The following is a 24,031-nucleotide window of genomic DNA, read 5'->3' as shown; positions in this document are numbered from 1 at the left end:
TACACCAAGGGCCGGTGGAGGTTATGTAACACGGCATAGGTGCTGAAGCGCTTACCGCCACCCGTAGGCTACCTGAAACCCATACTGCGCCATCATGGCGACAAGTGCGAGCAAAAAATGGCAAAACAGATCGAAGCGGGCTTAAAAATCAAGGCTGGCGTGGAAGGTGCGGAAACCCTGCGCCAATTGGCCGATGAAATCGAAGCGATGGGCGGCGACACCGCCCAGCTGCGCGAACAGAGTAAATCTTTGGGCGAGGCGTGGCAGCGGGTGGCGGCGCAACAGGCATTGATTGCCCGTTTCCGCGAGCTCAAAACCGAATCGCGCGGTTTGGCTGACGAGCTGGCCGCTACGCAGGCAAACATCAATACGCTGGCGCAGCGGATGCAGGCCGACCCGTCGGCGGCATTACGCCGACAGTTTGATGCGGCCACGCAAAAGGCCGCGCGGCTCAAGGATAAACAATCGGAGTTGCAGCAGAGTTTGCAAAGGGTGCGCAACGAGATGCGCGCCGCCGAGCTGCCAACCCGTAACCTGCACCAAGAGCAGGCGCGCTTGGGTGAGGCTGCCAAAGCCGCCGAAGCCAAACTGCACGGATTAACCGTCGAGGCGCAGCGCCTCAAGGCGACGGCTGCCGCCCGCGTACGGCTGGGCTTGGATGTAGACGACCGGGTACGACGTGAGATTACCGCCACCACCGCCGCCTACCGCACCCTGCGCAGCAGCGGCACCCTGACCAAGCAGCAGCTCGCCCGCGCCACCGAGCTGTACAAGGCCCGGCTGCGCGAACTCAAGGCCGAGCTGGACGGCGTGCCGGGCAAGATGACCCCGATTGCCTCCTCGCTCAAAGGCCTGGGCACGGCCGGGCTGGCCGCCGCCGGGGTTGGTGGCGGGCTGTACGCAGTCAAAGAGGGCGTACAGGCGATTTTGGATAAGACCCAAGAGTTCCAACAAATCCGCAAGCGCCTGGATTACGCTTTCGGCGGTGCCGAAGAGGGCGGCAAGCAGCTGGACTTTGTGCGCGGCGTGGTCGAGCGCCTGGGCTTGGATATGGTCAGCGCCGCCAACGGCTACGCCCAACTGGCCGCCGCTACCAAAGACCTCAACATCAGCCACGTGCAAACCCAGCAGATTTTCAGCGGCGTGGCCAATGCCGTGGCCGCCATGAACCTGTCCGCCGATGAGGCCAACGGCGTGTTCTTGGCACTCTCCCAGATTGCAGGTAAGGGCAAAGTCAGCATGGAAGAGCTGCGCGGCCAGTTGGGCGAGCGGCTCTCTCCGGCAATGGCGATTGCCGCCAAATCAATGGGCGTCACCACCGCCGAGCTGGAAAAAATGGTCGAATCCGGCATCAGTGCCGAAGAGTTCCTGCCCAAATTCGGCGCGGCCTTGGAGCAGGCGTTTGCCGCTGATGCCGCCCGCAATGTGGAAACGCTCAACGGCCAAATCAACCTGCTTAAAAACCGCTTCGCCGAGCTGCTCAACGGCTTCGGCGAAGGCGGTGTGGCCGAGGCGGCGATTTCGGTGTTGCAGGACATCGGCGGGATGCTGGATTGGCTTGAAGAGCGCATCAACGGCATGGATGCCACGGTTTCAGGCGGCCTGAAAGACACCTTTGTTTCCGCCTACGATGCCATCAAAGAGGGCGCGGTCGCCGTCTATGATTTATTAGACACCGTGCTGGATGTCATCAACAGCATCGGCGGCGGTATCTCTACCTTGGCCGGGAACAGTGCCGAGGATTTCGACTTTATCAAAGGCCTAATCAACAGCGTCAATATCGCCTTCCCGGGCGTGGCCTATCCCTCGCCCACCTACGCCAACCCGCCCTCCCAGCTGCTGGAAACGCAGGTGGCCGATACCGCCAGCTATTACGGCGTGCGCCCGCTGGCCGCACCGATTACCGCCCAATCCGGCATGATTCAGGTAGACCAAATCTACGAAAAGCTGGTGCCGACCTCCATCATCGAGACCGCTTTTGCCGACCAGTTCCCCACCGGGGCGGGGGTGTGGATTCCGACCGCCCCGCGCCGCCGTATGGCGCAGATTGCCGGCAGCTACAGCGGCGACATCTATCTGGAGTCATCCGTGCAGCCAGGCACGGTGGAGCTGCCCGGTTACACCGACGACGGCCAAGGCCACCTGAAAAAAGACAACAGCGGCGACGTGTTGGCGGTGGACTACGAAAAAGGTGTGATCCGCGCCGCCAGCGGTTTTGATTTGGAGGTATTGGCCGTGCCGGCCGCCCGCTACAGCGCCGCCAACTATACCGCCATCATCAACGTGGACGACACCAATCAGGGTACGGAGTGGGCTCCATTGCTGCGTCCCAAACCCGCCCCCGGCGCAACTGCCGTGTCCTTTATCAGCGGCGGCAACTGGTACACCCTGACCGATAACGGCGATTATGTGCTGCGCGATGCCGACGGCACCGTGCGCGGCCGGGTCGAGCGCAGCGGTTCGGTGCTGATTTCGCTGCCGGCTCAGCCTGATGTGGACAGCAAAATTGTAGTCGCCTGGTCGCCTTTGGATGCTTTTAAAGCCATTGACGGGCAGGAGCCCGGCAACACCGTTACCCTGCCGCCGGTGCAGCCCACCAGCCGCCTCACCGACAACAGCCTGCAAAACATCAAGCCCGGCACCCTGCGCCTAGGTTGGAGCCATAACGGCAGTAAGAGCGCTACCGACAGCAACGGCGCATTGAGCGGCGACGTGCAGGGCGCGGTGGATTATGCGCAGGGCATCATCACCCTGCAAAACGCCCCCAATGCCGCCTACAGCGTAACCGCCGATGTTTACACCGAGCAGCGTACGGTCAAGCAGATGGCGCTCACCACCAATGCCGATTTGGTCGGCGGTACCATCGGCCCCTGTCAGGCCGGCACAGTACTGATTGAGGTAACCGCCACGTTTTCCGAGAGCGAGAGCAAGTCTTATTGGGACTGGTCGGCAGTAAACGGCTTCGGCCAGTCCGCCCGCCGTGGTACGCGCACCCATTCCAGCCGCCGTGCCTACGCCCACGCCATCTCCGATGACGGTAACGGCGGCCTGGTGCTCTACGGCAAAAAGCTGCCCGGCGCTACCATCAACTACGTTTCCGGTACGTTTAGCATTCCACTGGCCGCGCTGGCACGCGATGCGCGGCATATCCGCTACCAAGACCACCAAATCGACAACAAGGCCACACCCATCAGTATCAGCGTAGTGGACGACGGCGGGCCGCAGCGCAAATACAGCGCATCGGTTTCTGCCGCCACCGTGTCCTATATCGCCGCCGGTGCGGCCACCCGGCGTCTGACCCTGACCTTGTCCAACAACAGCCAGGCAGCCAATGTGCTGCAAAACAAGCCGTGGCCGCGCCAGTGCCTGCTCAACTCATGGGTATTCCGCCTGGGCAGCACCCGCTTAATCGAGCGCGACGGCACCCTGTACAAAAACATCGATCCCAAAACCGGCAACGGCGAGGCGGTGGGTTACTTGGATGCCCTAAGCGGCGAGTTGGTATTTAAGGATGCCGGTGCTTCCGGCGATGTGGTTATCGAGGCGGGGGTGTACAGCCTGGCCGATATGCGGCTCAAGCAGTATTACGGCCGCACCCCCGCCGCCCCGGTCAAACCGCAGAGCTTTACCGTGTACGCCGAGGCTGCCGGCCACACCCGCACCGGCACTTCACAGGCCGACGAGAGCATCACCGGCGAGCGCCTACAACACATTCCCGACATCAACCGTTTGCGCCGCCAGCTTGCCGGGCTGCTGGCACCCGTTCCACGCAGCAAACTGGTACCGCCAGCAATTAAGGCTGCCATCGTGGCCGCCATCCGCAGCTTCGGCGGCTATATCGACCTCGACTGCTTGGTTTCATGGTTGCTATTCAGCGGCAACACCGCCGCCGACTTGGACGAGCTATGCCGCAAAACCATGTACAACTGCATCAGCCTCAGCGACTACCCCGAGGCACAAGGCTACCTGCAAGGCGTGGAGATAGTCAGCCAATCCTACCGCGAGCTGCTACCGCAGCATATCGGCAACCCGCGCACGTTATTGGTGCTCGACCCGCCCTACGTATGCACCCAGCAGGGAAACTACCGTAAGGCAGCCTACTTCGGCATGGTCGAGTTCCTGCGCCTGATGGCAATGGTAAGGCCGCCCTTCATATTCTTTTCGAGCACGCGCAGCGAGCTGCCCGCCTATCTCGACCTTGTAGCCGAGCTGCGCCTGCCCGGTTGGGAGCGTTTTTCAGGCTGCCAAACCGTCACTGTGGGCAGCACCATCAACCACAGCTCACGGTATGACGACCACCTGATTTATAAGTTCTGACGGCGGGCTCAAACAGGCATGCGAAACCCCCACTTAACAGGTCGTTAAACGGGGGTTAAAAATAGGCTATGCAAAGTTTTCCGCCACGGGTAAGCTATGCAAAGTTTTCCGCCTTTCTATGCAAAGTTTCGCGCTTTTATATTCTACCTGAAAGCGTAATGCAGAAATTTTGCTGCATTGCACTTTCAGGTAGCCTTTTTATCGGTGGTTACGCCAGCCTTGGCTGAGTTATTCCTGTACTTCAATCGCGCTGCCGTTATCCAACTCGATGATTTCGCCGGCGAGGATTTTGGCGGTTTTGCGGGTTTCAGTTGCGCCGTTGCGGCGTACGCGGCCTTCGGCGATCCAGGTTTTGGCTTGGCCGCCGCTGTCGGCCAGGCCGGTGAGTTTGAGGAGGTCACACAGGGCGATGTATTCGTGGCCGTTGAGGGAGAAGGTTTGCATGGCTTTCGTTTCGAATATTTGGTTTGGCGGGCGATAGAGGTTACCTGAAAAATATGTTTCAGGTAGCCTCTTTGTTTGGCGGTTTACAGCTTGCCGAGGATATCTTCGCTCAGGGCGAGGTCGGCATTTTTATTGATGCCGATTTGGCGGGCGAGGATGTTGCGGGCGATTTGCTGCGCTTCTTCGAGGGAGTGCATGCGGTAGGTGCCGCATTGGTATTCGTTCAGCTCGGGGATTTGGCTTTGGTCTTGTACGTTTAAAATATCCTGCATGGCGGCTTGCCAGGCGGCGGCTACGGCTTCTTCGCTGGGGGTGCCGATGAGGCTCATGTAGAAGCCGGTGCGGCAGCCCATGGGGGAAATGTCGATGATTTCTACGTTGGCGCCGTTGAGATGCTCGCGCATGAAGCCGGCAAACAGGTGTTCCAGCGTGTGGATGCCTTTTTCGGGCAGGATTTCTTGGTTGGGCACGCAGAAGCGCAGGTCGAACACGGTGATGTCGTCGCCTTTGGGGGTACGCATGTTTTTGGCCACGCGCACGGCGGGGGCGTGCATACGGGTGTGGTCTACGGTGAAGCTGTCGAGCAGGGGCATGGCGGTTCCTTTGGTGTGTTGGGATTGCGAAGGCAGTATCATACCATTTTCGCTTGTGGCTTGAAAAAATGTATGCTTTGTGTAAAATTTCGCCTCTTTCTCAACCACAAACAAGGGGACAATTATGCAAAACATAGGTAGCACTTTGGCCATTTTGGGCATCCTGGCGATTTTTCTAGATTTCTTCAACCGTGTGCCGAAAGTATTGGCTTGGATTTACAACTGGGGCGACGGCGTGGCCTGGGGCATTAAGATTGCATTCGTTGTGGTGGGCGGCGCGTTGTGGCTGATCGGCCGCAATCAGGAAGCGGCGCATCCTGCCTTGGCAGAGGAAGACGACGAATAATCCTCCCCTGCAACGATAAAAATCCGCCGACAAGCATGTGGCTTGCCGGCGGATTATTTTGTTTGGATTGTGGTTTTAACTTCGTTGCAGTTGTGTTTTTCAATTTTCAGGTAACCTCCAACGGCTGGTCAAAAGGCTACCTGAAATCTCCAAAGCTACATCTCCCGTCGCTTAAAGTGGTGCGGCCGGAAGCCCAGCAGCCCCAGTGTGGAAAAATACAGCACCATGCCGAAGCCGATCAGCGCAAACAACTGTCCCGTGCGCTGCAAGCCGCCCACGTGCACCCACTCCAGCGCCACATAATGCTGCACCGCCCAAAGCCCGCCGGCCATCACGGTCAGCGCAATCGCCAGCTTCAGCAAAAACGCGCGCCAGCCCGCCTTGGGCTGATACATCTCTTTAATCCGCAACAATAAAAACAGGAACGCCGCATTGATACATGCGCCCAAGCTGATGGATAACGCCAGCCCCGCATGCTGCAGCTTCCACACAAATATCAGGTTCATCAGCTGCGTGCACACCAGCGTTACAATCGCCACCTTCACCGGCGTTTTGATGTTTTTCTGCGCGTAAAATCCCGGCGCCAGCACCTTAATCAGAATCAGCCCCAAGAGCCCCACCGCATAGGCAATCAGCGCCTGTTGCGTCATCAGCGCGTCGTGCATGCCGATTTTGTTATACATAAACAGCGTGGCCACCAGCGGGAAGGCCAACACCGCCATGCCCACCGCCGCCGGCGCCGTGAGCAGCAGGCACAGGCGCAAGCCCCAATCCAACAGCGCGGAAAATTCCCGTTTGTCGCCCGTGGCGGCGTGTTTGGACAGCCCCGGCAGCAGAATCGTGCCCAGCGCCACGCCCAACACGCCGGTGGGCAGCTCCATTAGTCGGTCGGCAAAATACATCCACGATACGCTGCCGCTTTGCAAGTACGACGCGATATTCGTGTTGATCACCAACGACACCTGCGCCACCGACGTGCCCAAAATGGCCGGCGCCATCTGTTTGATTACGCGGTTTACCGCCGGATCGCCAAAACGCAGCTTCGGTATTTTCAAAAAGCCCAACCTAAACAGCCAAGGCAGCTGGAAACTCAGTTGCAGCACTCCGCCGCAAAACACGCCCCAGCCCAAAGCCATCACCGGTTGCTCGAAATGCTTCGCCCCCAGCAGCGCAAAGCCGATGAGCGACACATTCAGCAACACCGGCGTGAATGCCGGCACGGAAAACTTGCCGTAAGTGTTGAGAATGCTGCCCACTAAAGACGATAGCGAAATCAGCAGGATATACGGGAAAATAATCCGCAAAAGCTGCGAAGCCAGCACAAACTTCTCCGGCTTGCCGCCCCAGCCGCTGGCCGTGGCCCAAATCACCGCCGGCGCCGCCAGCACGCCGATGGCGGTAACGATGAGCAGCGCAAACATCAGCATCCCCGCCACATGCTGCACAAATTCCTGCGTCTCTGCCGGCGATTTCTTCTGCCGGTATTCCGCCAAAATCGGCACAAAAGCCTGCGAAAACGCCCCTTCAGCAAAAATACGGCGCAGCAGGTTGGGCAGGCGGAAGGCCACCACGAATGCGTCCATCGCAATGCCCGCGCCGAAAATCCGCGCCAGCACCGCATCGCGCACAAAACCGAGCACCCGCGACAGCATGGTCATGCTGCCGATTTTCGCCAACGCGCTAAGAAGGTTCATGCTTTATTACCTATAGATAAAACGGGCGCAAGTGTACCGCAAGCAGCCGCTTTTGTGGGAGAGGCCGAAGAAAAGGCTACCTGAAAGCGCAGCTTCAACGCAGTTAAAACGGAGCGAAGCGAAGTTTCTGCGAAGCTAAAGCGCCGACCGCAACGCAGGGCAAACGAGCGAAGATACGGTAGAATGCTGCGCGAAACGTTGAATAAGCTTTCAGGTAGCCTATTTTGTCAAGGAAGGCTACCTGAAATCTACCGCCCACACCAAACACATCATGCCCAAACTCAGCCTTCCACAATGGCACACCCCCGAGCAAGTCCGCGACATCCTGCTCGAGCTGCCCGAAACCAAGCGCAACCGCGCCCTTTATGAGCTCGTCTGGCAATTCGACCACGATAATCCGCAAGGTGTTCCGGAAAGCGAAGCCCAGCTCGCCACCCTGCGCCTGCTCTGGCACGACCCGCGTATTCAGGGGCTGGAAAACATCAAATTGTGGTTGAAAGAAGTGCTTTATTCGGACGAGGGCAACGGCTCATGGCTCGCCCTCCAGCCCGAAATCGAAACCCTAATCGACGCACTCCACCCCGAAACCTGCGGCGAATACGGCGAACACGGCGGGATGCGACACAGCGCGACAACGCTTGAACCTTTCGTTGCCAGAATGATTGCCCGAAACACCGAAAACGCCCGCTACACCGCCTTCTGCTGCCTGTATTGGAGCGAAACCCTCTGCCGACATCGTCTCGATTTTGATGAATGGCTGAAAAACGAAATCCGCCAGCTGCACGAGAAATAAGGCCCGGCATCAGTTGCTGAGAATCTGCTCCGCATTGTTTTTCAGGTAGCCTTTTTAGGGATTGAGGCTACCTGAAAACGCCGCTTCAACGAAGTTAAAGCGGAGCGAAGCAAAGTTTCTGCGAAGCTAAAGCCGAGCTGCAATAAAGTTAAAACCTAAGCCTTCCACACACCATCCAAACCAAGCTATGCCACCTATCCGCCAACGTCTTTTCTCCTTCCTGCGCCAAGCCGTCGCCATGGTAGCTGCCTTTATCGTGATCAGCCTGCTGCTCGACTGGTATCGTGCACCCGCCGTGCCGCCGCAGGTTGCCGCACTGCCGCTGCACACCCTGCAAGGGCGGCAAACCACCTTGTCCGAATTAGGCGGCAGCCGCACCACCGTGTTGTATTTTTGGGGCTCGTGGTGCGGCATCTGCCGGCATACGTCTCCGGCGGTGGACAAACTCGCGCGCAACGGCGTGCCTGTGGTGGGCGTGGCTTTGCAATCGGGCAGCGATGAAGAAGTGAGGGGCTACCTGAAAACGCACGGCTGGCAGTTCGACACGGTAAACGATGCAGATGGCGGTTGGGCGCGGCAATGGCAGGTGCAGGTAACGCCCACCATCGTGCTGGTGAAAAACGGCCGCGTGCGCCACAGCACCACCGGCCTGGCCAGCTATTGGGGCTTGCGCGCGCGGATTGCTTTATTGGATGCGTTGGATGGGTGAGGCTACCTGCAAAGTTGGATAGTGAGCCGGCTGAATGGCCGATATGGTGTTGGGTTGCTTGGCTGTATTTTTGTATTGCCTGCTGCTCGCCGCTTTGTATTGCCTTGCAAAACGCTGCTGCGCGTCGTTTTAACTCCGTTGAAGCTGGGCTTTAGCTTTGCAGAAACTTTGCTTCGCTGCGTTTTAACCTCGTTGAAGCTGCGCTTTCAGGTAGCCATTGCTTGGCAATCCGTAGAAAAACCTCTATCCTTGCCGCCGCGTAACAGCAATCTTCATCAACATCAAGAAAAGGATAGTAAAATGGCAAACATCACCTTCCGCGGCACGCCCGCCAACACCGTAGGCAACCTGCCCGCCGTTGGCGCCGCCGCTCCCGCCTTCACCCTCACCGCCGCCGATTTGTCCGACAAAACCTTGGCCGACTTCGCCGGCAAACGCAAAGTGCTCAACATTTTCCCCAGCATCGACACCGGCGTGTGTGCCCAATCCGTGCGCACCTTCAACCAACGCGCCGCCGCGCTGCAAAATGCCGTGGTGCTGTGCGTTTCTGCCGACCTGCCCTTCGCCCTTTCCCGCTTCTGCGGCGCGGAAGGCATTGAAAACGTGGTAACGCTCTCCAGCTTCCGCAGCAGTTTCGGCGCCGACTACGGCATCACCCTGGCCGACACCCCGCTGCGCGGCCTCACCGCCCGTGCCGTGGTGGTGCTGGATGAAAACAACAAAGTTCTGCACGCCGAACTCGTGCCCGAAATCGGCCAAGAGCCCAACTACGAAGCTGCCCTGGCCGTGCTGTAACCCGGCTTAGCCAAGCCAAAGCGAAACCGCCTGCACACAACGGATGCAGGCGGTTTTGTTTTGGGTAGGGTAGGGGCTAACTGAAAGCTTACAGCGGCAGTTTTTAAGCTAATCTGCTGCCAGATTAAAAGGCTACCTGAAACTTTCAGGTAGCCTTTAAGGACAATCAGCTTACAAACAGTCTGACAGTTACAACCCAAATACCGATGTATCGCCCGCACCTTGGCGGATAAGCTCGGTGCCGTTGGTCATATCGATTACCGTGGTCGGCTCGGTGCCGCACCAGCCGCCGTCGATGATTAAATCCACGGCGTGTTCGAGCAGGTTGCGGATTTCGTAGGGGTCGGTTTGCGGCTCGGTTTCTTCGGGCAGCATCAGGGTGCAGGAGAGCATGGGTTCGCCCAGCTCGGCCAAAAGGGCGAGGGCGATTTTATTGTCGGGTACGCGCAGACCGATGGTTTTGCGTTTGGGGTGCAGCGTGCGGTTGGGCACTTCTTTGGTGGCGGGCAGGATAAAGGTGTAGGCGCCGGGGGTGGCAGCCTTAAGCTGGCGGAATTGGCTGTTGTCCACTTTGGCATAAGTGCCCAACTCGCTCAAATCGGCGCACATCAGGGTGAGGTGGTGTTTCAAATCGATTTGGCGGATGGCGAGGATGCGTTCCATGGCCTCCTTGTTGCCCATCTGGCAGCCGAGGGCGTAGCAGGAGTCGGTGGGATACACGATCACGCCGCCCTGGCGCACGATTTCGGCGGCTTGTTTCACCAGCCGCTCTTGTGGATTTTCGGGGTGGATGGCGAAGAATTGTGCCATGGCTCTCTCCTGCTGGAAAAAAATGAATATTTTAAGCCTTTATGCCGTGCCTTGTCCTGAATTAAATTGAATTCACGCCGCTTAAAGCCCATTGCGTTTTTCAGGTAGCCTGTTTACCTGTTTAAACCTAAGCCAACAGCCTGTGTGCCTGCTGCTTGATATAATGCTGTATCTATTCATAACACAGCAGATTAATTCGCCATAGCAAGCCAATGCCATATGGGGAATTAAACGCTTTAGCAATACACACCAAATCATGTTTGAAAAATTAGCTTATATTGTTCTGCCCGGCTTTTTGCTGCTGGCTTTCGGCATCAGTGCCGCTACCGAAACTCCCGCCGCCCGCAGCGAAACCGCTCCGGCCGAAATTTCCTATCTCTGCCAGCTCGCCGACGGGCGTAGCGTGCGTACTGCCTTGCCGCAAGGCCGTTGCCGCCCCGTGGCCAAATCTTTGGCCGAGGAAGAAGCTGATTTGCCTAAACAGGCCGATGCCGCTTCCTCTCCTGTGGCTGCTGCCTCCGAGCCAGTTAAACAGACTGCCGATAAAGCCGATAACGGCAGCAGCGAATTGCCTGATGTGTGGCAAGAAGCTGTGGCTGCTGCCAGCGATGTGGAAATCAGCAAACCCGTGCCCATGCGCGTTACCCTGCGCCACCAGCCCGAGCCGGAACGCCGCAGCACCCCCATTGTGCGCCCTGCACCGGTGATTGCTGCCGCCAAGCCGCTCACGCCCAAGGAAATCATCACCCGCGACATCCGCCGTGAAGAGCGCGCCTTAGCGCAGGCCGAACGTGAGCTGGCCACCGCCCGCCGCAACAACCAGTCTGATCGCGCCGGCAACCTGCAATTGCAAATCGCCGACCGCCGCTCTGGCCTGCAGTCGTTGCGTCAAGAGCTGCGCCGGCATCAGTAGGCTGCTGTAGTAAGTATGATTAAAGGCTACCTGAAAGGTTTCAGGTAGCCTTTTTATGTGTGTTGGACAAGCTTGTGATTTTTTATGGCCCGATAACATTCACTCACTTGGCAGCCGCCACATCCATACTGTTACTGCCAAGCACACGATCACCATCCCCACGCCTGCCCACCAGCGTTCGGGAAAGCGATACAGCATCCACACGCACGAGCAGGACATCATCAGTGCCGACAAGATCTTGCCTTTAAGCGGAATTGCCCGTTTGCGCTCCCAGTTGCGCACCATCGGACCGAAATAGCGGTGCTCGCTGAGCCAACGGTGGAAACGCGGCGATGTGCGTGACCAACAGCCTGCCGCCAACAGCACAAACGGTACAGTTGGTAAGCCCGGCAAGAAAATGCCGATAATGCCCAGGAGCAGAGCCAGCCAACCTGCCAGCCACACAAAAGGCCGCCACAGCGGCAAGTAAGAGTCGCGGCCGGTTTGCCGGCGATGCCGGATCCATGCCACCCCCGCCACCAGCCCGACCACTAACACCACAATTATCCATTCCGTTTTGCCCATTATTTCTAAGTCTCTCGCACAATTTGACGTGATTGTATCATTTGGAGAAGGGAATACGACTTATTCACAGCTAGTATGCTTAGGACTTGGTTTTTTGATGCAAGGCAAAACAGCGGTTTGAAGGGCTTGGGTTGTTTGTTGACGCAACGGGCAGGGATAAAGCCCGCTCTACAAAGTTTCAGGTAGCCTGCAATAGCCAGGCTACCTGAAACAAAACTGCAAATGTAAAAAAATCAGGTGCCCCCCTGCAAAAGGCTACCTGAAATTTTGCTTTTCCTAATTACTCAATAATCTAGCAATAAAATCCTACTCTGCTTGCAAATGATCCAAAGGTAATACGGTGGAGTTTTTCACTTCCTGCAGCACAAAGCTGGAACGCGCGTCCACCACGCCCGGATGTGCCAAGAGGGTGTCGAGGATAAATTGGGAGAAGCTTTCCATATCTGCGAAAAAAGCGTGCAGCATATAGTCGGTTTCGCCGGTGAGCGCGAAGCAGCGCAGCACCTGCGGCCAATCGCGTACGGAGTCGGCAAAGCCATCGCGCAGGTGGGTGCTCTTATCTACGGATACGCGGATAAACACCTGTAAGCCGAGTGCCACAGTGGAAGGGTGTACCAAGGCGGCATAGCCACGGATAATGCCGGTGGACTCCAACTGCTTGAGCCGTCGCAGGCAGGGGGAAGGGGAAAGGGCAACACGTTCGGACAGCTCAACGTTGCTCAGTCGTCCGTTGTGTTGCAGGGCCTGAAGGATTTTCAGGTCGATTTTGTCAAGCGAAACAGTGGTTGTCATGATTCGGTATCCAATCATACTACTGGGTTAGAGATTGTGCTGCACGCCGGTGAGCTGGCAGCCAAAACGGTGTTTCAGGGAGGCTTGTGGCCAACCATTAACTACACTGTATATCTCCGGGCGGTATTATATGTGAAACACCTTGAAATAGTCCGCCATATTTTTCACCAATAGCGGAATATACCGCCTGTCCGCCAGCTTTGCCGGACACTTTCAAGCCTAGCCATGAAAAGGTTGTCAAGCCAAACTTCAAAAACATTCGTGTTTCTATCCGACTATAGTGTAAGCACAATTTAGCTAGAATTGCTATTCCAATCATAGAAAAGTGATTGAAAATGCCAAGAAATCCTGTTGGAGTGCTTGCTTTCAGGCTCTAGTTAAGGCTTTTGTAAGAGAGACCATTAATACAACAACATCGTGAAGATGAGAATTTCCTGAAATTACTAAAATGGAAGGATTTTGGGTCTGTTTCATTATTATTAACTACTAGAATGATTTCTGAGGCGATCTCATCGTTTATTGTGAAAAGGAGGCCAAAACAAAAGAATCAAGCCCGTTTCGCATATCGAGTTTACCCTGTAAAAAGCTGCTGTTTTTCAAGTAACCTTGCGCTAGCGCAAACCCAGGACAGGCCAAACCTGTACAATATGAATGATTTTATGTCAGTCTACCTTCTAACCATTAAGCTTATTAATTGACTTGGAGGATCAATTATCAACCTTTAATGACGGGCTTCAGGTATTACTGATAAAACAGACCCTGGGGCTCATAAAATTCTGGTAAATAATCTGGAGAGTTTCACAATGCAGTCACAACATACCAACCACCAGCAAGCGGTCTCCTCAAAGTTAAATAAATTTGACTTAGCTTGGGTGCTAAATCTGTTCGGCACTGCCGTGGGCGCGGGCGTATTGTTCCTTCCGATTAATGCTGGCATGAGTGGATTCTGGCCGCTCGTTGCCATGGCTGTTATTGTTGGCCCGATGACTTATTTTTCCCATCGAGGATTGGCGCGTTTTGTGCTTTCTTCTGCCAAGCCCGGTAGTGATATTACCGAAGTAGTGGAAGAGCACTTCGGTAAAACTGCTGGTAAATTAATTACCCTGCTCTACTTCTTTGCCATTTTCCCCATTTTGCTGATTTATGGTAACGGCATCACCAATACCGTAGACTCCTTTCTCGTCAACCAGCTAGGTATGGCTTCTCCTCCAAGGGCCTTGTTGTCGCTCATTTTGATTGCTTCGTTAATCGGTGTGTTGCTGCTGGGGGAACGTTTCGTTTTGAAAGTAACCGAATGGCTGGTATATCCGCTGATACTTATTTTGTTTGTCTTATCGGTATACCTGATTCCTGAATGGAATACTTCTTCGCTTGCCACTATTCCGAGCGCAAGCGCGTTTTTAAGCACCTTATGGATTACGATACCCGTGTTGGTTTTCTCCTTCAACCATTCACCGGCCATCTCTTCTTTCGTTTTGTCCCAACAGCGAGAATACCAAGATGGCGAATTAACAGACCAGCATGCCAGCAGAACCCTACGCAGTACTTCCGCCGCGTTATTGGTTTTTGTGATGATGTTCGTATTCAGTTGTGTATTGACATTAACTCCGTCCGAACTGGCCTTGGCAAAAGAGCAAAATATTTCGATTCTGTCGTTTCTTGCCAATAAATTTGACAATCCCTACATTTCCTATTTAGGCCCGTTGGTTGCATTTTTAGCCATTACCAGTTCTTTTTTCGGCCACTATATGGGTGCGCGCGAGGGTTTGGAAGGCCTATTTATCAAACTCAAACGTGACTCTGGCTCGGATGTAGCCATCAATCATAAAAAATTGAACCTCTATTCCGCCCTGTTCTTCCTGATTACGTTGTGGGTTGTTGCCATCATCAATCCGAGCATCTTGGGTTTGATTGAATCGCTTGGTGGTCCTATTATTGCGATGATCCTGTTTATTATGCCGATGTACGCTATTAGAAAAGTACCGGCAATGAAACGGTTCCAAGGCAAATTCAGCAATATTTTTGTGGTGGTAATGGGTCTGATAGCAATATCCAATATTATCTATAACCTAATTGCTTAAATTAAGTTGTAACCATATTCAGGCCATCTGAAACCATCAGTTCAAATGTTTGAGAACATGCGAAGTAAGAGGTTTTCAGATGGCCTTTTAGATAAATATCATTCTGTTTGTAGAGCCAGTATTGAAAGAGAAGGGAGCAGAGCCATGATTAGTGTATTCGATATTTTTAAAGTTGGGGTTGGTCCTTCGAGCTCGCATACTGTTGGCCCGATGAAAGCAGATAAACAATTTATTGATGACTTGTGTGCTCAAGGCAAATTAGAGCAGATAGAGCATATCCGCATCGATGTATATGGTTCATTATCTATGACTGGTTTGGGTCATGGGACAGATACCGCTATCATTATGGGGTTGGCTGGTTATTTGCCGCATAATGTCGATATCGATTCGATTCCGACTTTTGTTGAGACGGTTAAAGCCAGCGACAAATTGGCTGTGGCATTAAACAAACACGAAGTACGCTTCCAATATGCCGAAGATATGGTGTTTCATAACGATTTTTTGCCTCTGCATGAAAACGGCATGATCATCACAGCCTTTGATAAAGAAGGAAAAGAAAGCTACCGCCAAACTTATTATTCCATCGGCGGCGGTTTTATTGTTGATGAAGCACATTTTGGTGTTGAAGAAAAACAAACCATTGAAGTCCCCTTCCCTTATAAAAACGCCAAAGACATTATCAAATACTGTAACAATAATGGTCTGTCCATTTCCAAGCTGATGTATCAAAATGAAGTGGCATTGCATGGTAAAGAAGCAGTTGAAGAGTACCTGCAATATATCTGGCAAACCATGTCTGATTGTATGCAGCATGGCTTAATAACTGAAGGCGTGTTGCCAGGCCCGCTAAAAGTTGTCCGTCGTGCTGCAGGGCTTCACCGCTGGCTTTCTGCTAATAAAAGCCTTAGCAATGATCCGATGCAGATTATAGATTGGGTAAATATGTATGCTCTCGCGGTAAGCGAAGAAAATGCCGCCGGTGGGCGCGTAGTAACTGCCCCGACCAACGGTGCGTGCGGTGTCGTGCCTGCTGTCTTGATGTATTACGACAAATTTGTCGAACCGCTCACTCCCGAAATCATCAACCGATACTTGCTCACTGCAGGCATTATTGGCTCGCTCTATAAAATGAATGCCTCTATTTCGGGAGCGGAAGTAGGCTGCCAAGGCGAAGTTGGTGTAGCCTGTTCAATGGCAGCGGCAGGGCTGGCGGAAATTTTAGGCGGTACCCCGGAGCGCGTTTGCAGTGCAGCAGAAGTCGCCATGGAGCATAGCCTTGGTCTTACCTGCGACCCAGTAGGCGGCCAAGTGCAGGTTCCTTGTATTGAACGTAATGCCATCAGCTCGGTAAAAGCCATCAATGCCGCACGTATGGCTCTGCGCCGTGCCAGCACACCATGTGTCGATTTGGATGAAGTGATTGACACCATGTATGAAACTGGTAAAGATATGGATGCCAAATACCGCGAAACCTCACGAGGCGGCTTGGCAATCAAGATTGTCTGCAATTAATATTACGACCTGCTCTCATTCAAGAAGCCATCTCTAGATAACTGGGAGTTATTTAATAGAGCCCCTATGCCCCAGCGCAGGTACTTTGGGAGAGATAGGGAGGCTTCCCCCATTTTTGCCCCACAGGAGACCCTTATGTCCGACATCAAAACCACCCCTTTCCATCAAGCACACAAAGACGCAGGTGCCAAGCTGGTTGATTTCGCCGGCTGGGAGCTACCCATCCACTACGGCTCGCAGATTGCCGAACACGAAGCCGTGCGCACCGACGCCGGTATGTTCGACGTGTCACATATGCTCGTTACCGACGTAACCGGCGAAAAAGCCAAAGCCTTCTTCCGCAAGCTCTTGGCCAACGACGTGGCCAAACTCGGCTTTGTGGGCAAGGCCCTCTATTCTGCCATGCTCAACGACCAAGGCGGCGTCATCGACGATCTCATCGTTTATCGCGGCAACGAAGCCGAAACGCAATACCGCATCGTATCTAACGGTGCCACCCGCGAAAAAGACTCCGCTCAGTTCCAAAAAATCGGTGCCGAATTTGGCATCAAGCTCACCCCGCGCTACGATTTGGCCATGCTCGCTGTGCAAGGCCCCAAAGCCGTGGCCAAGCTGCTCACCGTGAAGCCTGAATGGGCCGACACCATAAACGGCCTCAAGCCCTTCCAAGGCGCTGATTTGGGCAATGATTGGTTTGTCGCCCGCACCGGCTACACCGGCGAAGATGGCGTGGAAGTGATTCTGCCTGGCAGCGAAGCCGAGGCTTTCTTCAAAGCATTGCAACAAGCCGGCGTGAAACCCTGCGGCCTCGGCGCACGCGACACCCTGCGCATGGAAGCCGGCATGAACCTCTACGGCAACGACATGGACGACAACACCAGTCCGCTCGAAGCCGGCATGGCCTGGACGGTGGATTTGAAAGACGAAGCCCGCGATTTCGTCGGCAAAGCCCCGCTGGTGGCTCTGAAAGAAAAAGGCGTGAGCGTGAAACAGGTTGGCTTGCTCTTGGCCAAAGGCGGCATACTGCGCGAGCACATGGAAGTGATCACTCCGCAAGGCAAAGGGGAAACCACCAGTGGCGTGTTCTCGCCCAGCCTCAAGCAATCCATCGCCATCGCTCGCGTGCCCAAAGACTTTGAAGGCGATACCGCCAAAGTGTTGATTCGCGGCAAAGAAGTGGATGTGCGCGTATTGAAACTGCCCTTCGTGCGCAACGGCCAGAAGCAGTTTGATTAAACGCGGTTAGGTTTTTCAGGTAGCCTGTCCAAGTGAGCACATAGGCTACCTGAAAACGGGATTTCCAGGTTGTGCGAAGTCGAAACAAACACTGCGAACCCACCCGAACACACACCACGAATCTGCCCTGCACAAGATATCGTTTCAGGTAGCCTTGCGTCAGCGCAAACCAGATACAGGCAAAACCTGTATAATGTGAATGACCTTACGTCAGCCCACCTTCTAATTACGGAGAAAAACCATGAGCAACAACATTCCCGCCGAACTCAAATATGTTTCCAGCCACGAATGGCTGCGCGCCGAAGCCGACGGTAGCGTAACCGTGGGCGTAACCCACCACGCACAAGAGCTTTTGGGCGATATCGTATTCGTTGAACTGCCCGAAGTTGGCGCCTCGCTCGCCGCTGAAGACCAAGCCGGTGTAGTGGAATCGGTGAAAGCCGCTTCCGACGTGTACTCCCCGATTGCCGGCGAAGTTGTGGCCGTAAACGAAGGCCTGCCCGATGCGCCCGAAACTGTAAACAGCGATCCCTACGGCGATGGCTGGATCTTCCGCATCAAGCCGGCCAACCCTGCTGACTTGGACGGCCTGATGAACGCCGAGCAATACGCCGCTGAAATCGCTTAATCCGCTAAATAACAGCCTGAAAGCCGCAACGCTTTCAGGCTGTTTCCATTTTTGCCCGCAGCAGGTTTACTCAAAGGCTACCTGAAACCATCTATCCATGAACAGACGACAATTCCTCATCGGCAGTGCTATCCTCGCCTTGGCCGCCTGCAGCAAACGCCACAACCGCTCCCAAGCCCTCCCTAAAGGCAGTGCCGTACTCGCCTTAGGCGATTCACTTACCTATGGCTACGGTGCCGCTCCCGCTGCTGCCTATCCCGTGCAGCTGGCTACGCTCACCGGCTGGAAAGTCATCAACGGTGGTGTATCCGGCAACACCACTGCCGATGCCCTCGCCCGCCTGCCTGAGCTTATGGGGCAACATCCTAAGCTTGTCATCATCAGCATCGGCGGCAACGATTTCCTGCGCAAACTGCCAGAAAGCACCACCCGCGCCAACATCGGCAAAATCATCCAAACCGTGCAGGCCGCCAATATCCCCGCCGTACTGGTGGCCATCCCTCATTTCACCGTAGGTGCACTGTTCGGCAAACTCAGCGACCACCCGCTCTACCACGAAATAGCCGAGCAATACCGAATCCCCCTGCTGAGCGGTGCTTGGTCGGAAATTCTCGGTGATAAGGATTTGAAGTCCGACCAAATCCATGCCAACGCCGAGGGCTACCGCAAATTTGCCGAATTACTAAAAGCATTTTTGGAAGAGCAGGGGCTGGTGTAGCAACGAGGCTGATCCGTATTAAAGATTAAAGGCTACCTTAAAACAAAAGCGTCGAGCAGTAAAGGAACTGCCTGACGCTTTTGTTGCATGAAAATTTTATGGTGCTGCGTTTTAATTTTGTTGAAGTTGCGTTTTAGCTTTGTAGAAACTCGTCTTCCTTCAGATTTTCAAGCGGTGTCTGCTTCCTAGTTCTACCCCTTCGCCCGTTCCAACAGCATCAACATCATCAGCGACAGCGTAACCAATTCATCATGCGCCGCCGTACCGGTTTTTTGCAGGCTGAAGCGTCGCTCCATCAGTGAAGGCCCTTTTTTCAGCAGATACGCCTCCTGCCCGGCGGCATCGTTTACTCCAAAACTTGGATTGAGAAAATAACCGCTAAGCATGCCCACAACCGGAGTCTCGCCCACAAGCGCATCCCAAAATGCCAACCACGGGTTTTTCTCGCGCACTTCATACAGTAGCCGGTTGCCGGCATCGTATATTTGGTAGGAAATGCGCCACAGCGAGCGCATGCCGTTGCGCCGTATCGAGCCGAGCTCCTCGCCGTTTTCGTTCACAATCCGGTAGCAGGCGTTGAAATCGATGATGCGGTCGGCCTGTATGCGGTATAGCCGCGTGCGGCGGGTGGCATCGCTAAAAATCTCTACGGCTTCCTTCAGCTTAAAAATCTTCTGCCGTGTGTAGGCCACTTCTCTGCCTCTGGCATCCACCACGCTGAAATCGTTGGATGGTGTGAATATTTTGAAATGGAAATGCAGCGGCAGTTGCATGTTTTGCATAACTGTTCTTTACTTTATAAAGACTGAAGTTGGGTTGGTAATAAATTTCAGGTAGCCTCAAACCATGTGCTCGCAGGCTACCTGAAACTGGATATATATTAAAGATACCAAGGCGGCAAACGCTATTCTTCCAGCTCCGCATCTGCAGCGTCGTAGGCATCCACGATTTTCTGCACCAAGGGATGGCGTACCACGTCTTCGCTGGTAAAGGTGTGGAAATAAATGCCATCGATGCCTTGCAGTTTTTCCCGCGCGTCTTTCAGGCCAGATTTAATGTTGCGCGGCAAGTCGATTTGGCTGATGTCGCCGGTAATCGCTGCCTTGGCGCCGAAGCCGATACGCGTGAGGAACATCTTCATCTGCTCCGGCGTGGTGTTCTGCGCCTCATCTAGAATCACATATGAGCCGTTCAGCGTGCGTCCGCGCATATAGGCCAGCGGGGCAATCTCAATCAGCCCGCGTTCCAGCAGCTTGGTAACGCGGTCGAAGCCCATCAAATCATACAGCGCGTCATACAGCGGGCGCAGATAAGGGTCTACCTTCTGCGCCAAATCGCCCGGTAGAAAGCCGAGTTTTTCCCCCGCTTCCACAGCTGGGCGCACCAACACAATACGTTCCACTTCGTGCTTGCTCATGGCATCCACTGCTGCCGCCACTGCCAAATAAGTCTTGCCTGTGCCCGCCGGGCCTAGGCCGAACACAATATCGTGGCTGAGTAGTGCGCGGATATAGCCGTTTTGGCGCGGTGTGCGCCCACCCAGCTTGCCGCGCCGAGTTTGCAGGAAATACTGATGCCCAGCTTCGTTTTTCGGTACAAAAGCTTCATCGGCCGTTTTGGCTTCGACGGCTGCGAGCCGGATGTCGTTATCACCTAAATCCCTTCGCTCAGCCAATTCGGCTAGTTTCAAAAGCGCTTCCCGTGCCGCATGGGCGTGACTGCCAATAAAGGTAAACTCGGCAAACCGCCGTCCGATTTCCACTTCCAGCGCTTTGCCCAGCTTTTCCAAGTTTTCTTCCAGCGGCCCGCACAGCCGTTGCAAAACAGTGTTGTCGATCTCTTCAAATTTCAGGTGTACAGTGTGGCTCATAAGCTCTCAAATATTCGTTGCAAACCTCCGGCTGTTGCTTTCCAAGTCTGCCGGAACAATATAATTTATAAGATGATAGGCCGTATTGCCCGCTAGGGCAAACTCCCTGTTGAACAGTTTTTAAGCGGCATAAAATCCATCCCCAATATGACGGCACATTGTTGCATAAAGCATACAATTTCGCCCGCATCTGCCGTTTTGCCCACGATTGGATTTGTTTTTTTGCCGCCGAACAATTATATTGCAGTCATGAAATCGCTAATGCGGCGATTGCGTGAGAGCTTAAATAAAGAAAGACGAAGTTTCTTTTTTAAGTGTGTATTTTTAGTTTAGACATAGATAAAGGAATGCAGCATGAAAAAAACCCTGATTGCATTAGCATTGGTTTCCTTGCCGGTTGCCGCTTCTGCAGAAGTGATTCTGTACGGTAACATCCGTGGCGGTGTTGAATTTACTCGTGAAGGCACTTCTGCCCAGCTGAAGAGCGAAAGAAACGCTTGGGGCGTGGTTGACTACGGTAGCTACATCGGCTTTAAAGGTTCTGAAGACCTGGGTGGCAACCTGAAAGCCATTTGGCAGGTTGAAGCTAACACCAGCTTGGCCGGTAACAGCTTTGTAAACAACCGTGACAGCTTCGTTGGTTTGGAAGGTGGCTTCGGTACCGTTAAAATTGGTCGTGTAAGCACCCCGCTGAAACAGGCCTTGGATGCCCAAGACAACTGGGAATACGACAGCCGCGTTTTAGGCTTGGGTTATTACGGTCGTTTCGGTCAACGCCGTACCAGCTTGAACTATCAGTCTCCTGACTTCGGTGGCTTCGACTTCGCTTTCCAGATGGCTCCTGGCTCTAACGTACACGGCGGTCGCACCAACGACGGCAAACCGGTATTCGGTTTGGGCTTGGGCTACAAAAACAGCGGCTTCTTTGCCCGTTACGCAGTTGAGTATGCCCGCAAATCTACTGCCGCTGCTGGTGGTCTGAAAGACAGCCACGTTCACAACCTGTCTGCAGGTTATGATGCCAATAACCTGTACGTTGCTGGTGGTATCCAATACGGCAAAAACGTAAGCCCGGTTGGTAGCACTGATATTAATATCGCTACTCAAACCGAGAATAATGCCAAAACCAAAGAGGCTCAAATCTCTGCAGCTTACACTTTTGGTGCCGTTACTCCGAAGGTTACTGTAGCTTACGGTCGTGCTGACAGCGATAATACTGCTCATGATGGCGGTCGCTACCTGCAAGCCATCGTTGGTGCTGACTACGCATTCTCTCGCCGCACCACTGGTTTGGTATCTGTAGGTTGGTTGCGTGAAAAAGCCAACTCTAACGATAAGAACGTTAACAACTGGGGCGTAGGCACTGGCGTAGTACACAAATTCTAATTTGTGGCTAGCCTAGTCTAGTAACCCAACAAAAAGGCTTGCTTCGGCAAGCCTTTTTGTTTGTCTATACTCTTCTATTTGCTTGGCACACAGGAGAGTAAGGCTACCTGAAAATATGGTTTCACCGAAATTAAACCAGTCATTTGCATTTTCAGGTAGCCTTCACTGTAACATAGCAAATTATATGCATAGTGAGTATTACGCATATATTCAAGTTACCCCTTGTAGTATTGCTCTTGCCGTATACATATGGAATTGTTCTGTATCTTCCTTGTGCACTGAAGAGTGCTACCTGAAACCTAACATTGTTGTTCTGCAGCTTTGTGTACTGTTTATCCACTCTCACATGGTTGGAGATAAACTACTAATTGGCAGGAGAGGTGGCCATAAGAGCACAACTCCTTTTCATCTACCCACATAAAAAGGCTACCTGAAACCTTTCAGGTAGCCTTTTCTCATCCAGTTGCAGCGGTTTAATTAGTAAACGGATGCTGCAGCACGATGGTTTCCACGCGATCGGGGCCGGTGGAGACGATGGCGATGGGCGCGCCGCACACCTCTTCGATGCGTTTCAGGTAGCCTTTGGCGTTTTCCGGCAGCTGATCAAAGCTTTGCACGCCGAAGGTGGATTCTGTCCAGCCGGGTAAGGTTTCGTAGATCGGGGTGCAGCCGGCCACGGCATCGCTGCCGAAGGGCAGGATATCGGTGGTGCTGCCGTCGGGCAGGGTGTAGCCGGTGCAGATTTTGATCTCGGGGATGCCGTCCATCACGTCGAGTTTGGTGATGCACAGTCCGCTGATGCCGTTGATTTGGATGGCGCGTTTGAGGGCGGCAGCATCGAACCAACCGCAACGGCGGGCACGGCCGGTTACCGAGCCGAATTCGTTGCCGCGTTCGGCTAGGCCTTTGCCGGTGTCGTCGAACAGTTCGGTGGGGAAGGGGCCAGAGCCGACGCGGGTGGTGTAGGCCTTCACGATGCCGAGCACATAATCCAAGGCCTGCGGCGGCACGCCTGCACCGGCAGAGGCAGCGCCTGCCAAACAGTTGGACGAGGTAACAAAGGGATAAGTGCCGTAGTCGATATCCAGCAGCGTGCCTTGCGCACCTTCAAACAGCAGGCGTTCGCCGCGCTGAATGGTGTCATGCAGGCTGCGTGACACATCGGTGAGCATCGGCAGAATACGTTCTTTGAAGGCGTTGATTTTAGCCATCACGTCATCAAACTGCACGGGCTCTGCGCCATGCAGATGCTGCAGCTGCACGTTATACACTTCAAGGTTGGCGCGCAGTTTGTCGGTTAACAGTTTGGCATCGGCCAAATCGCCCAAACGGATGGCGCGACGGGATACTTTGTCTTCATAAGCCGGGCCGATGCCTCGGCCTGTGGTGCCGATTTTGCCAGCGCCTTTAGAGGCTTCGCGGGCATGATCGAGCGCAATGTGGTAGGGCAGAATCATCGGGCAGGTGGGGGCGATGTGCAGCCGGCCGGCCACATTTTTCACGCCTGCAGCAGTGAGCTCGTCGATTTCGCCGAGCAGGGCTTCGGGGGAAACCACCACGCCTGAGCCGATATAGCAATGCAGGTTTTCATGCAGGATGCCGCTGGGAATCAGGCGCAGCACGGTTTTTTTGCCGTTCACCACCAGCGTGTGCCCGGCATTGTGGCCACCTTGGAAGCGCACCACACCGGCGCACTCTTCTGCCAGCCAGTCTACGATTTTGCCTTTGCCTTCGTCGCCCCACTGCGCGCCGATTACTACGATATTTTTTGCCATGATGTTGTTGCCTTTGTTGGAATATTCGTTGGAGTTTCTCTTTTCAGGTAGCCTT

Annotated in this window: 21 protein-coding genes; 12 read left to right on the top strand and 9 right to left on the bottom strand. The window is 54.3% G+C overall.

From position 1 onward, the window contains the following. Positions 1 to 117 precede the first annotated feature (117 nt). Positions 118 to 4,317, top strand: a complete 4,200-nt coding sequence (locus CKV94_RS03540) for a tape measure protein (protein ID WP_003823486.1) — start codon at positions 118 to 120, stop codon at positions 4,315 to 4,317. A gap of 228 nt (positions 4,318 to 4,545) precedes the next feature. Here the strand turns inward: CKV94_RS03540 and CKV94_RS03535 are convergent, their stop codons facing one another. After that, on the bottom strand, positions 4,546 to 4,761 hold the full coding sequence (locus CKV94_RS03535) for an RNA-binding S4 domain-containing protein (RefSeq protein ID WP_035580529.1): 216 nt from the start codon (positions 4,759 to 4,761) through the stop codon (positions 4,546 to 4,548). Positions 4,762 to 4,844: 83 nt separating this feature from the next. Continuing rightward, positions 4,845 to 5,354, bottom strand: a complete 510-nt coding sequence (gene luxS / locus CKV94_RS03530) for an S-ribosylhomocysteine lyase (protein ID WP_035580564.1) — start codon at positions 5,352 to 5,354, stop codon at positions 4,845 to 4,847. 124 nt (positions 5,355 to 5,478) lie between these two features. Between luxS and CKV94_RS03525 the strand changes: the two genes are divergently transcribed. After that, entirely contained in the window at positions 5,479 to 5,700 is a 222-nt protein-coding gene (locus CKV94_RS03525) for a hypothetical protein (protein ID WP_003823481.1), read from the top strand. Positions 5,701 to 5,855: 155 nt separating this feature from the next. Here CKV94_RS03525 and murJ read toward each other — a convergent pair whose 3' ends face one another. Next, positions 5,856 to 7,394, bottom strand: a complete 1,539-nt coding sequence (gene murJ / locus CKV94_RS03520) for a murein biosynthesis integral membrane protein MurJ (protein WP_003823479.1) — start codon at positions 7,392 to 7,394, stop codon at positions 5,856 to 5,858. Between the two features lie 271 nt (positions 7,395 to 7,665). Between murJ and CKV94_RS03515 the strand changes: the two genes are divergently transcribed. The 3 genes from CKV94_RS03515 to tpx all read left to right on the top strand — a co-directional run bounded on the left by CKV94_RS03515 (position 7,666) and on the right by tpx (position 9,691). Then, complete coding sequence (locus tag CKV94_RS03515; RefSeq protein WP_003823478.1) at positions 7,666 to 8,187, top strand: hypothetical protein; 522 nt, start codon at positions 7,666 to 7,668, stop codon at positions 8,185 to 8,187. Positions 8,188 to 8,383: 196 nt separating this feature from the next. Then, complete coding sequence (locus CKV94_RS03510; RefSeq protein ID WP_035580561.1) at positions 8,384 to 8,896, top strand: protein disulfide oxidoreductase; 513 nt, start codon at positions 8,384 to 8,386, stop codon at positions 8,894 to 8,896. Between the two features lie 300 nt (positions 8,897 to 9,196). Next, positions 9,197 to 9,691 carry a thiol peroxidase gene (tpx, locus tag CKV94_RS03505; RefSeq protein ID WP_003823476.1) on the top strand — a complete coding sequence of 165 codons (495 nt, stop codon included), beginning with the start codon at positions 9,197 to 9,199 and terminating at the stop codon, positions 9,689 to 9,691. A gap of 189 nt (positions 9,692 to 9,880) precedes the next feature. On the opposite strand, the gene CKV94_RS03500 is transcribed toward tpx, so the two are convergent. Next, positions 9,881 to 10,501, bottom strand: a complete 621-nt coding sequence (locus CKV94_RS03500; RefSeq protein WP_003823474.1) for an L-threonylcarbamoyladenylate synthase — start codon at positions 10,499 to 10,501, stop codon at positions 9,881 to 9,883. Positions 10,502 to 10,757: 256 nt separating this feature from the next. On the opposite strand from CKV94_RS03500, the gene CKV94_RS03495 reads away from it, so the two are divergent. After that, entirely contained in the window at positions 10,758 to 11,414 is a 657-nt protein-coding gene (locus tag CKV94_RS03495) for a hypothetical protein (RefSeq protein ID WP_003823473.1), read from the top strand. A gap of 99 nt (positions 11,415 to 11,513) precedes the next feature. Here the strand turns inward: CKV94_RS03495 and CKV94_RS03490 are convergent, their stop codons facing one another. Both CKV94_RS03490 and CKV94_RS03485 read right to left on the bottom strand, forming a co-directional pair. Then, a complete protein-coding gene (locus CKV94_RS03490) occupies positions 11,514 to 11,873 on the bottom strand; it encodes a YbaN family protein (protein WP_035574037.1) in 360 nt (119 codons plus the stop codon). Between the two features lie 411 nt (positions 11,874 to 12,284). Beyond that, complete coding sequence (locus CKV94_RS03485; protein ID WP_035580526.1) at positions 12,285 to 12,770, bottom strand: Lrp/AsnC family transcriptional regulator; 486 nt, start codon at positions 12,768 to 12,770, stop codon at positions 12,285 to 12,287. A gap of 803 nt (positions 12,771 to 13,573) precedes the next feature. On the opposite strand from CKV94_RS03485, the gene CKV94_RS03480 reads away from it, so the two are divergent. From CKV94_RS03480 to CKV94_RS03460, 5 genes are all read left to right on the top strand, one after another. Further along, entirely contained in the window at positions 13,574 to 14,851 is a 1,278-nt protein-coding gene (locus CKV94_RS03480; RefSeq protein WP_003823468.1) for an HAAAP family serine/threonine permease, read from the top strand. 144 nt (positions 14,852 to 14,995) lie between these two features. Further along, entirely contained in the window at positions 14,996 to 16,363 is a 1,368-nt protein-coding gene (locus tag CKV94_RS03475) for an L-serine ammonia-lyase (protein WP_035580523.1), read from the top strand. A gap of 135 nt (positions 16,364 to 16,498) precedes the next feature. After that, positions 16,499 to 17,599 (top strand): glycine cleavage system aminomethyltransferase GcvT, encoded by a 1,101-nt coding sequence (gcvT, locus tag CKV94_RS03470; protein WP_035580521.1) that lies wholly within the window; start codon positions 16,499 to 16,501, stop codon positions 17,597 to 17,599. Between the two features lie 241 nt (positions 17,600 to 17,840). Next, positions 17,841 to 18,227 (top strand): glycine cleavage system protein GcvH, encoded by a 387-nt coding sequence (gene gcvH, locus CKV94_RS03465; RefSeq protein WP_003823464.1) that lies wholly within the window; start codon positions 17,841 to 17,843, stop codon positions 18,225 to 18,227. Between the two features lie 97 nt (positions 18,228 to 18,324). After that, complete coding sequence (locus CKV94_RS03460) at positions 18,325 to 18,945, top strand: GDSL-type esterase/lipase family protein (RefSeq protein ID WP_003823463.1); 621 nt, start codon at positions 18,325 to 18,327, stop codon at positions 18,943 to 18,945. A gap of 191 nt (positions 18,946 to 19,136) precedes the next feature. On the opposite strand, the gene CKV94_RS03455 is transcribed toward CKV94_RS03460, so the two are convergent. Then, positions 19,137 to 19,727, bottom strand: a complete 591-nt coding sequence (locus CKV94_RS03455; protein ID WP_003823462.1) for an LURP-one-related/scramblase family protein — start codon at positions 19,725 to 19,727, stop codon at positions 19,137 to 19,139. A 122-nt stretch (positions 19,728 to 19,849) separates the two neighbouring features. Then, positions 19,850 to 20,815: a PhoH family protein gene (locus CKV94_RS03450; protein WP_003823461.1), complete on the bottom strand. Its 966-nt coding sequence runs from the start codon at positions 20,813 to 20,815 to the stop codon at positions 19,850 to 19,852. 354 nt (positions 20,816 to 21,169) lie between these two features. On the opposite strand from CKV94_RS03450, the gene CKV94_RS03445 reads away from it, so the two are divergent. Further along, positions 21,170 to 22,201, top strand: coding sequence for a porin (locus CKV94_RS03445; RefSeq protein WP_003823460.1), 1,032 nt, complete (start codon positions 21,170 to 21,172; stop codon positions 22,199 to 22,201). 473 nt (positions 22,202 to 22,674) lie between these two features. On the opposite strand, the gene CKV94_RS03440 is transcribed toward CKV94_RS03445, so the two are convergent. Then, positions 22,675 to 23,976 carry an adenylosuccinate synthase gene (locus tag CKV94_RS03440; protein WP_003823458.1) on the bottom strand — a complete coding sequence of 434 codons (1,302 nt, stop codon included), beginning with the start codon at positions 23,974 to 23,976 and terminating at the stop codon, positions 22,675 to 22,677. Between the last annotated feature and the right edge of the window lie 55 nt (positions 23,977 to 24,031).

The organism is Eikenella corrodens (assembly GCF_900187105.1).
In the GTDB taxonomy this organism is placed as follows: Bacteria; Pseudomonadota; Gammaproteobacteria; order Burkholderiales; family Neisseriaceae; genus Eikenella; species Eikenella corrodens.
Note: the sequence above shows the minus strand (reverse complement) of the source record. Positions and strands in the feature narration are given on the sequence as shown.

Bases quoted from the DNA above. Each gene is read 5' to 3' on its own strand.
- CKV94_RS03540 (WP_003823486.1), top strand. From the start codon at position 118: ATGGCAAAACAGATCGAAGCGGGCTTAAAAATCAAGGCTGGCGTGGAA.
- CKV94_RS03535 (WP_035580529.1), bottom strand. From the start codon at position 4,761: ATGCAAACCTTCTCCCTCAACGGCCACGAATACATCGCCCTGTGTGAC.
- luxS (WP_035580564.1), bottom strand. From the start codon at position 5,354: ATGCCCCTGCTCGACAGCTTCACCGTAGACCACACCCGTATGCACGCC.
- CKV94_RS03525 (WP_003823481.1), top strand. From the start codon at position 5,479: ATGCAAAACATAGGTAGCACTTTGGCCATTTTGGGCATCCTGGCGATT.
- murJ (WP_003823479.1), bottom strand. From the start codon at position 7,394: ATGAACCTTCTTAGCGCGTTGGCGAAAATCGGCAGCATGACCATGCTG.
- CKV94_RS03515 (WP_003823478.1), top strand. From the start codon at position 7,666: ATGCCCAAACTCAGCCTTCCACAATGGCACACCCCCGAGCAAGTCCGC.
- tpx (WP_003823476.1), top strand. From the start codon at position 9,197: ATGGCAAACATCACCTTCCGCGGCACGCCCGCCAACACCGTAGGCAAC.
- CKV94_RS03500 (WP_003823474.1), bottom strand. From the start codon at position 10,501: ATGGCACAATTCTTCGCCATCCACCCCGAAAATCCACAAGAGCGGCTG.
- CKV94_RS03495 (WP_003823473.1), top strand. From the start codon at position 10,758: ATGTTTGAAAAATTAGCTTATATTGTTCTGCCCGGCTTTTTGCTGCTG.
- CKV94_RS03485 (WP_035580526.1), bottom strand. From the start codon at position 12,770: ATGACAACCACTGTTTCGCTTGACAAAATCGACCTGAAAATCCTTCAG.
- CKV94_RS03480 (WP_003823468.1), top strand. From the start codon at position 13,574: ATGCAGTCACAACATACCAACCACCAGCAAGCGGTCTCCTCAAAGTTA.
- CKV94_RS03475 (WP_035580523.1), top strand. From the start codon at position 14,996: ATGATTAGTGTATTCGATATTTTTAAAGTTGGGGTTGGTCCTTCGAGC.
- gcvT (WP_035580521.1), top strand. From the start codon at position 16,499: ATGTCCGACATCAAAACCACCCCTTTCCATCAAGCACACAAAGACGCA.
- gcvH (WP_003823464.1), top strand. From the start codon at position 17,841: ATGAGCAACAACATTCCCGCCGAACTCAAATATGTTTCCAGCCACGAA.
- CKV94_RS03460 (WP_003823463.1), top strand. From the start codon at position 18,325: ATGAACAGACGACAATTCCTCATCGGCAGTGCTATCCTCGCCTTGGCC.
- CKV94_RS03455 (WP_003823462.1), bottom strand. From the start codon at position 19,727: ATGCAAAACATGCAACTGCCGCTGCATTTCCATTTCAAAATATTCACA.
- CKV94_RS03450 (WP_003823461.1), bottom strand. From the start codon at position 20,815: ATGAGCCACACTGTACACCTGAAATTTGAAGAGATCGACAACACTGTT.
- CKV94_RS03445 (WP_003823460.1), top strand. From the start codon at position 21,170: ATGAAAAAAACCCTGATTGCATTAGCATTGGTTTCCTTGCCGGTTGCC.
- CKV94_RS03440 (WP_003823458.1), bottom strand. From the start codon at position 23,976: ATGGCAAAAAATATCGTAGTAATCGGCGCGCAGTGGGGCGACGAAGGC.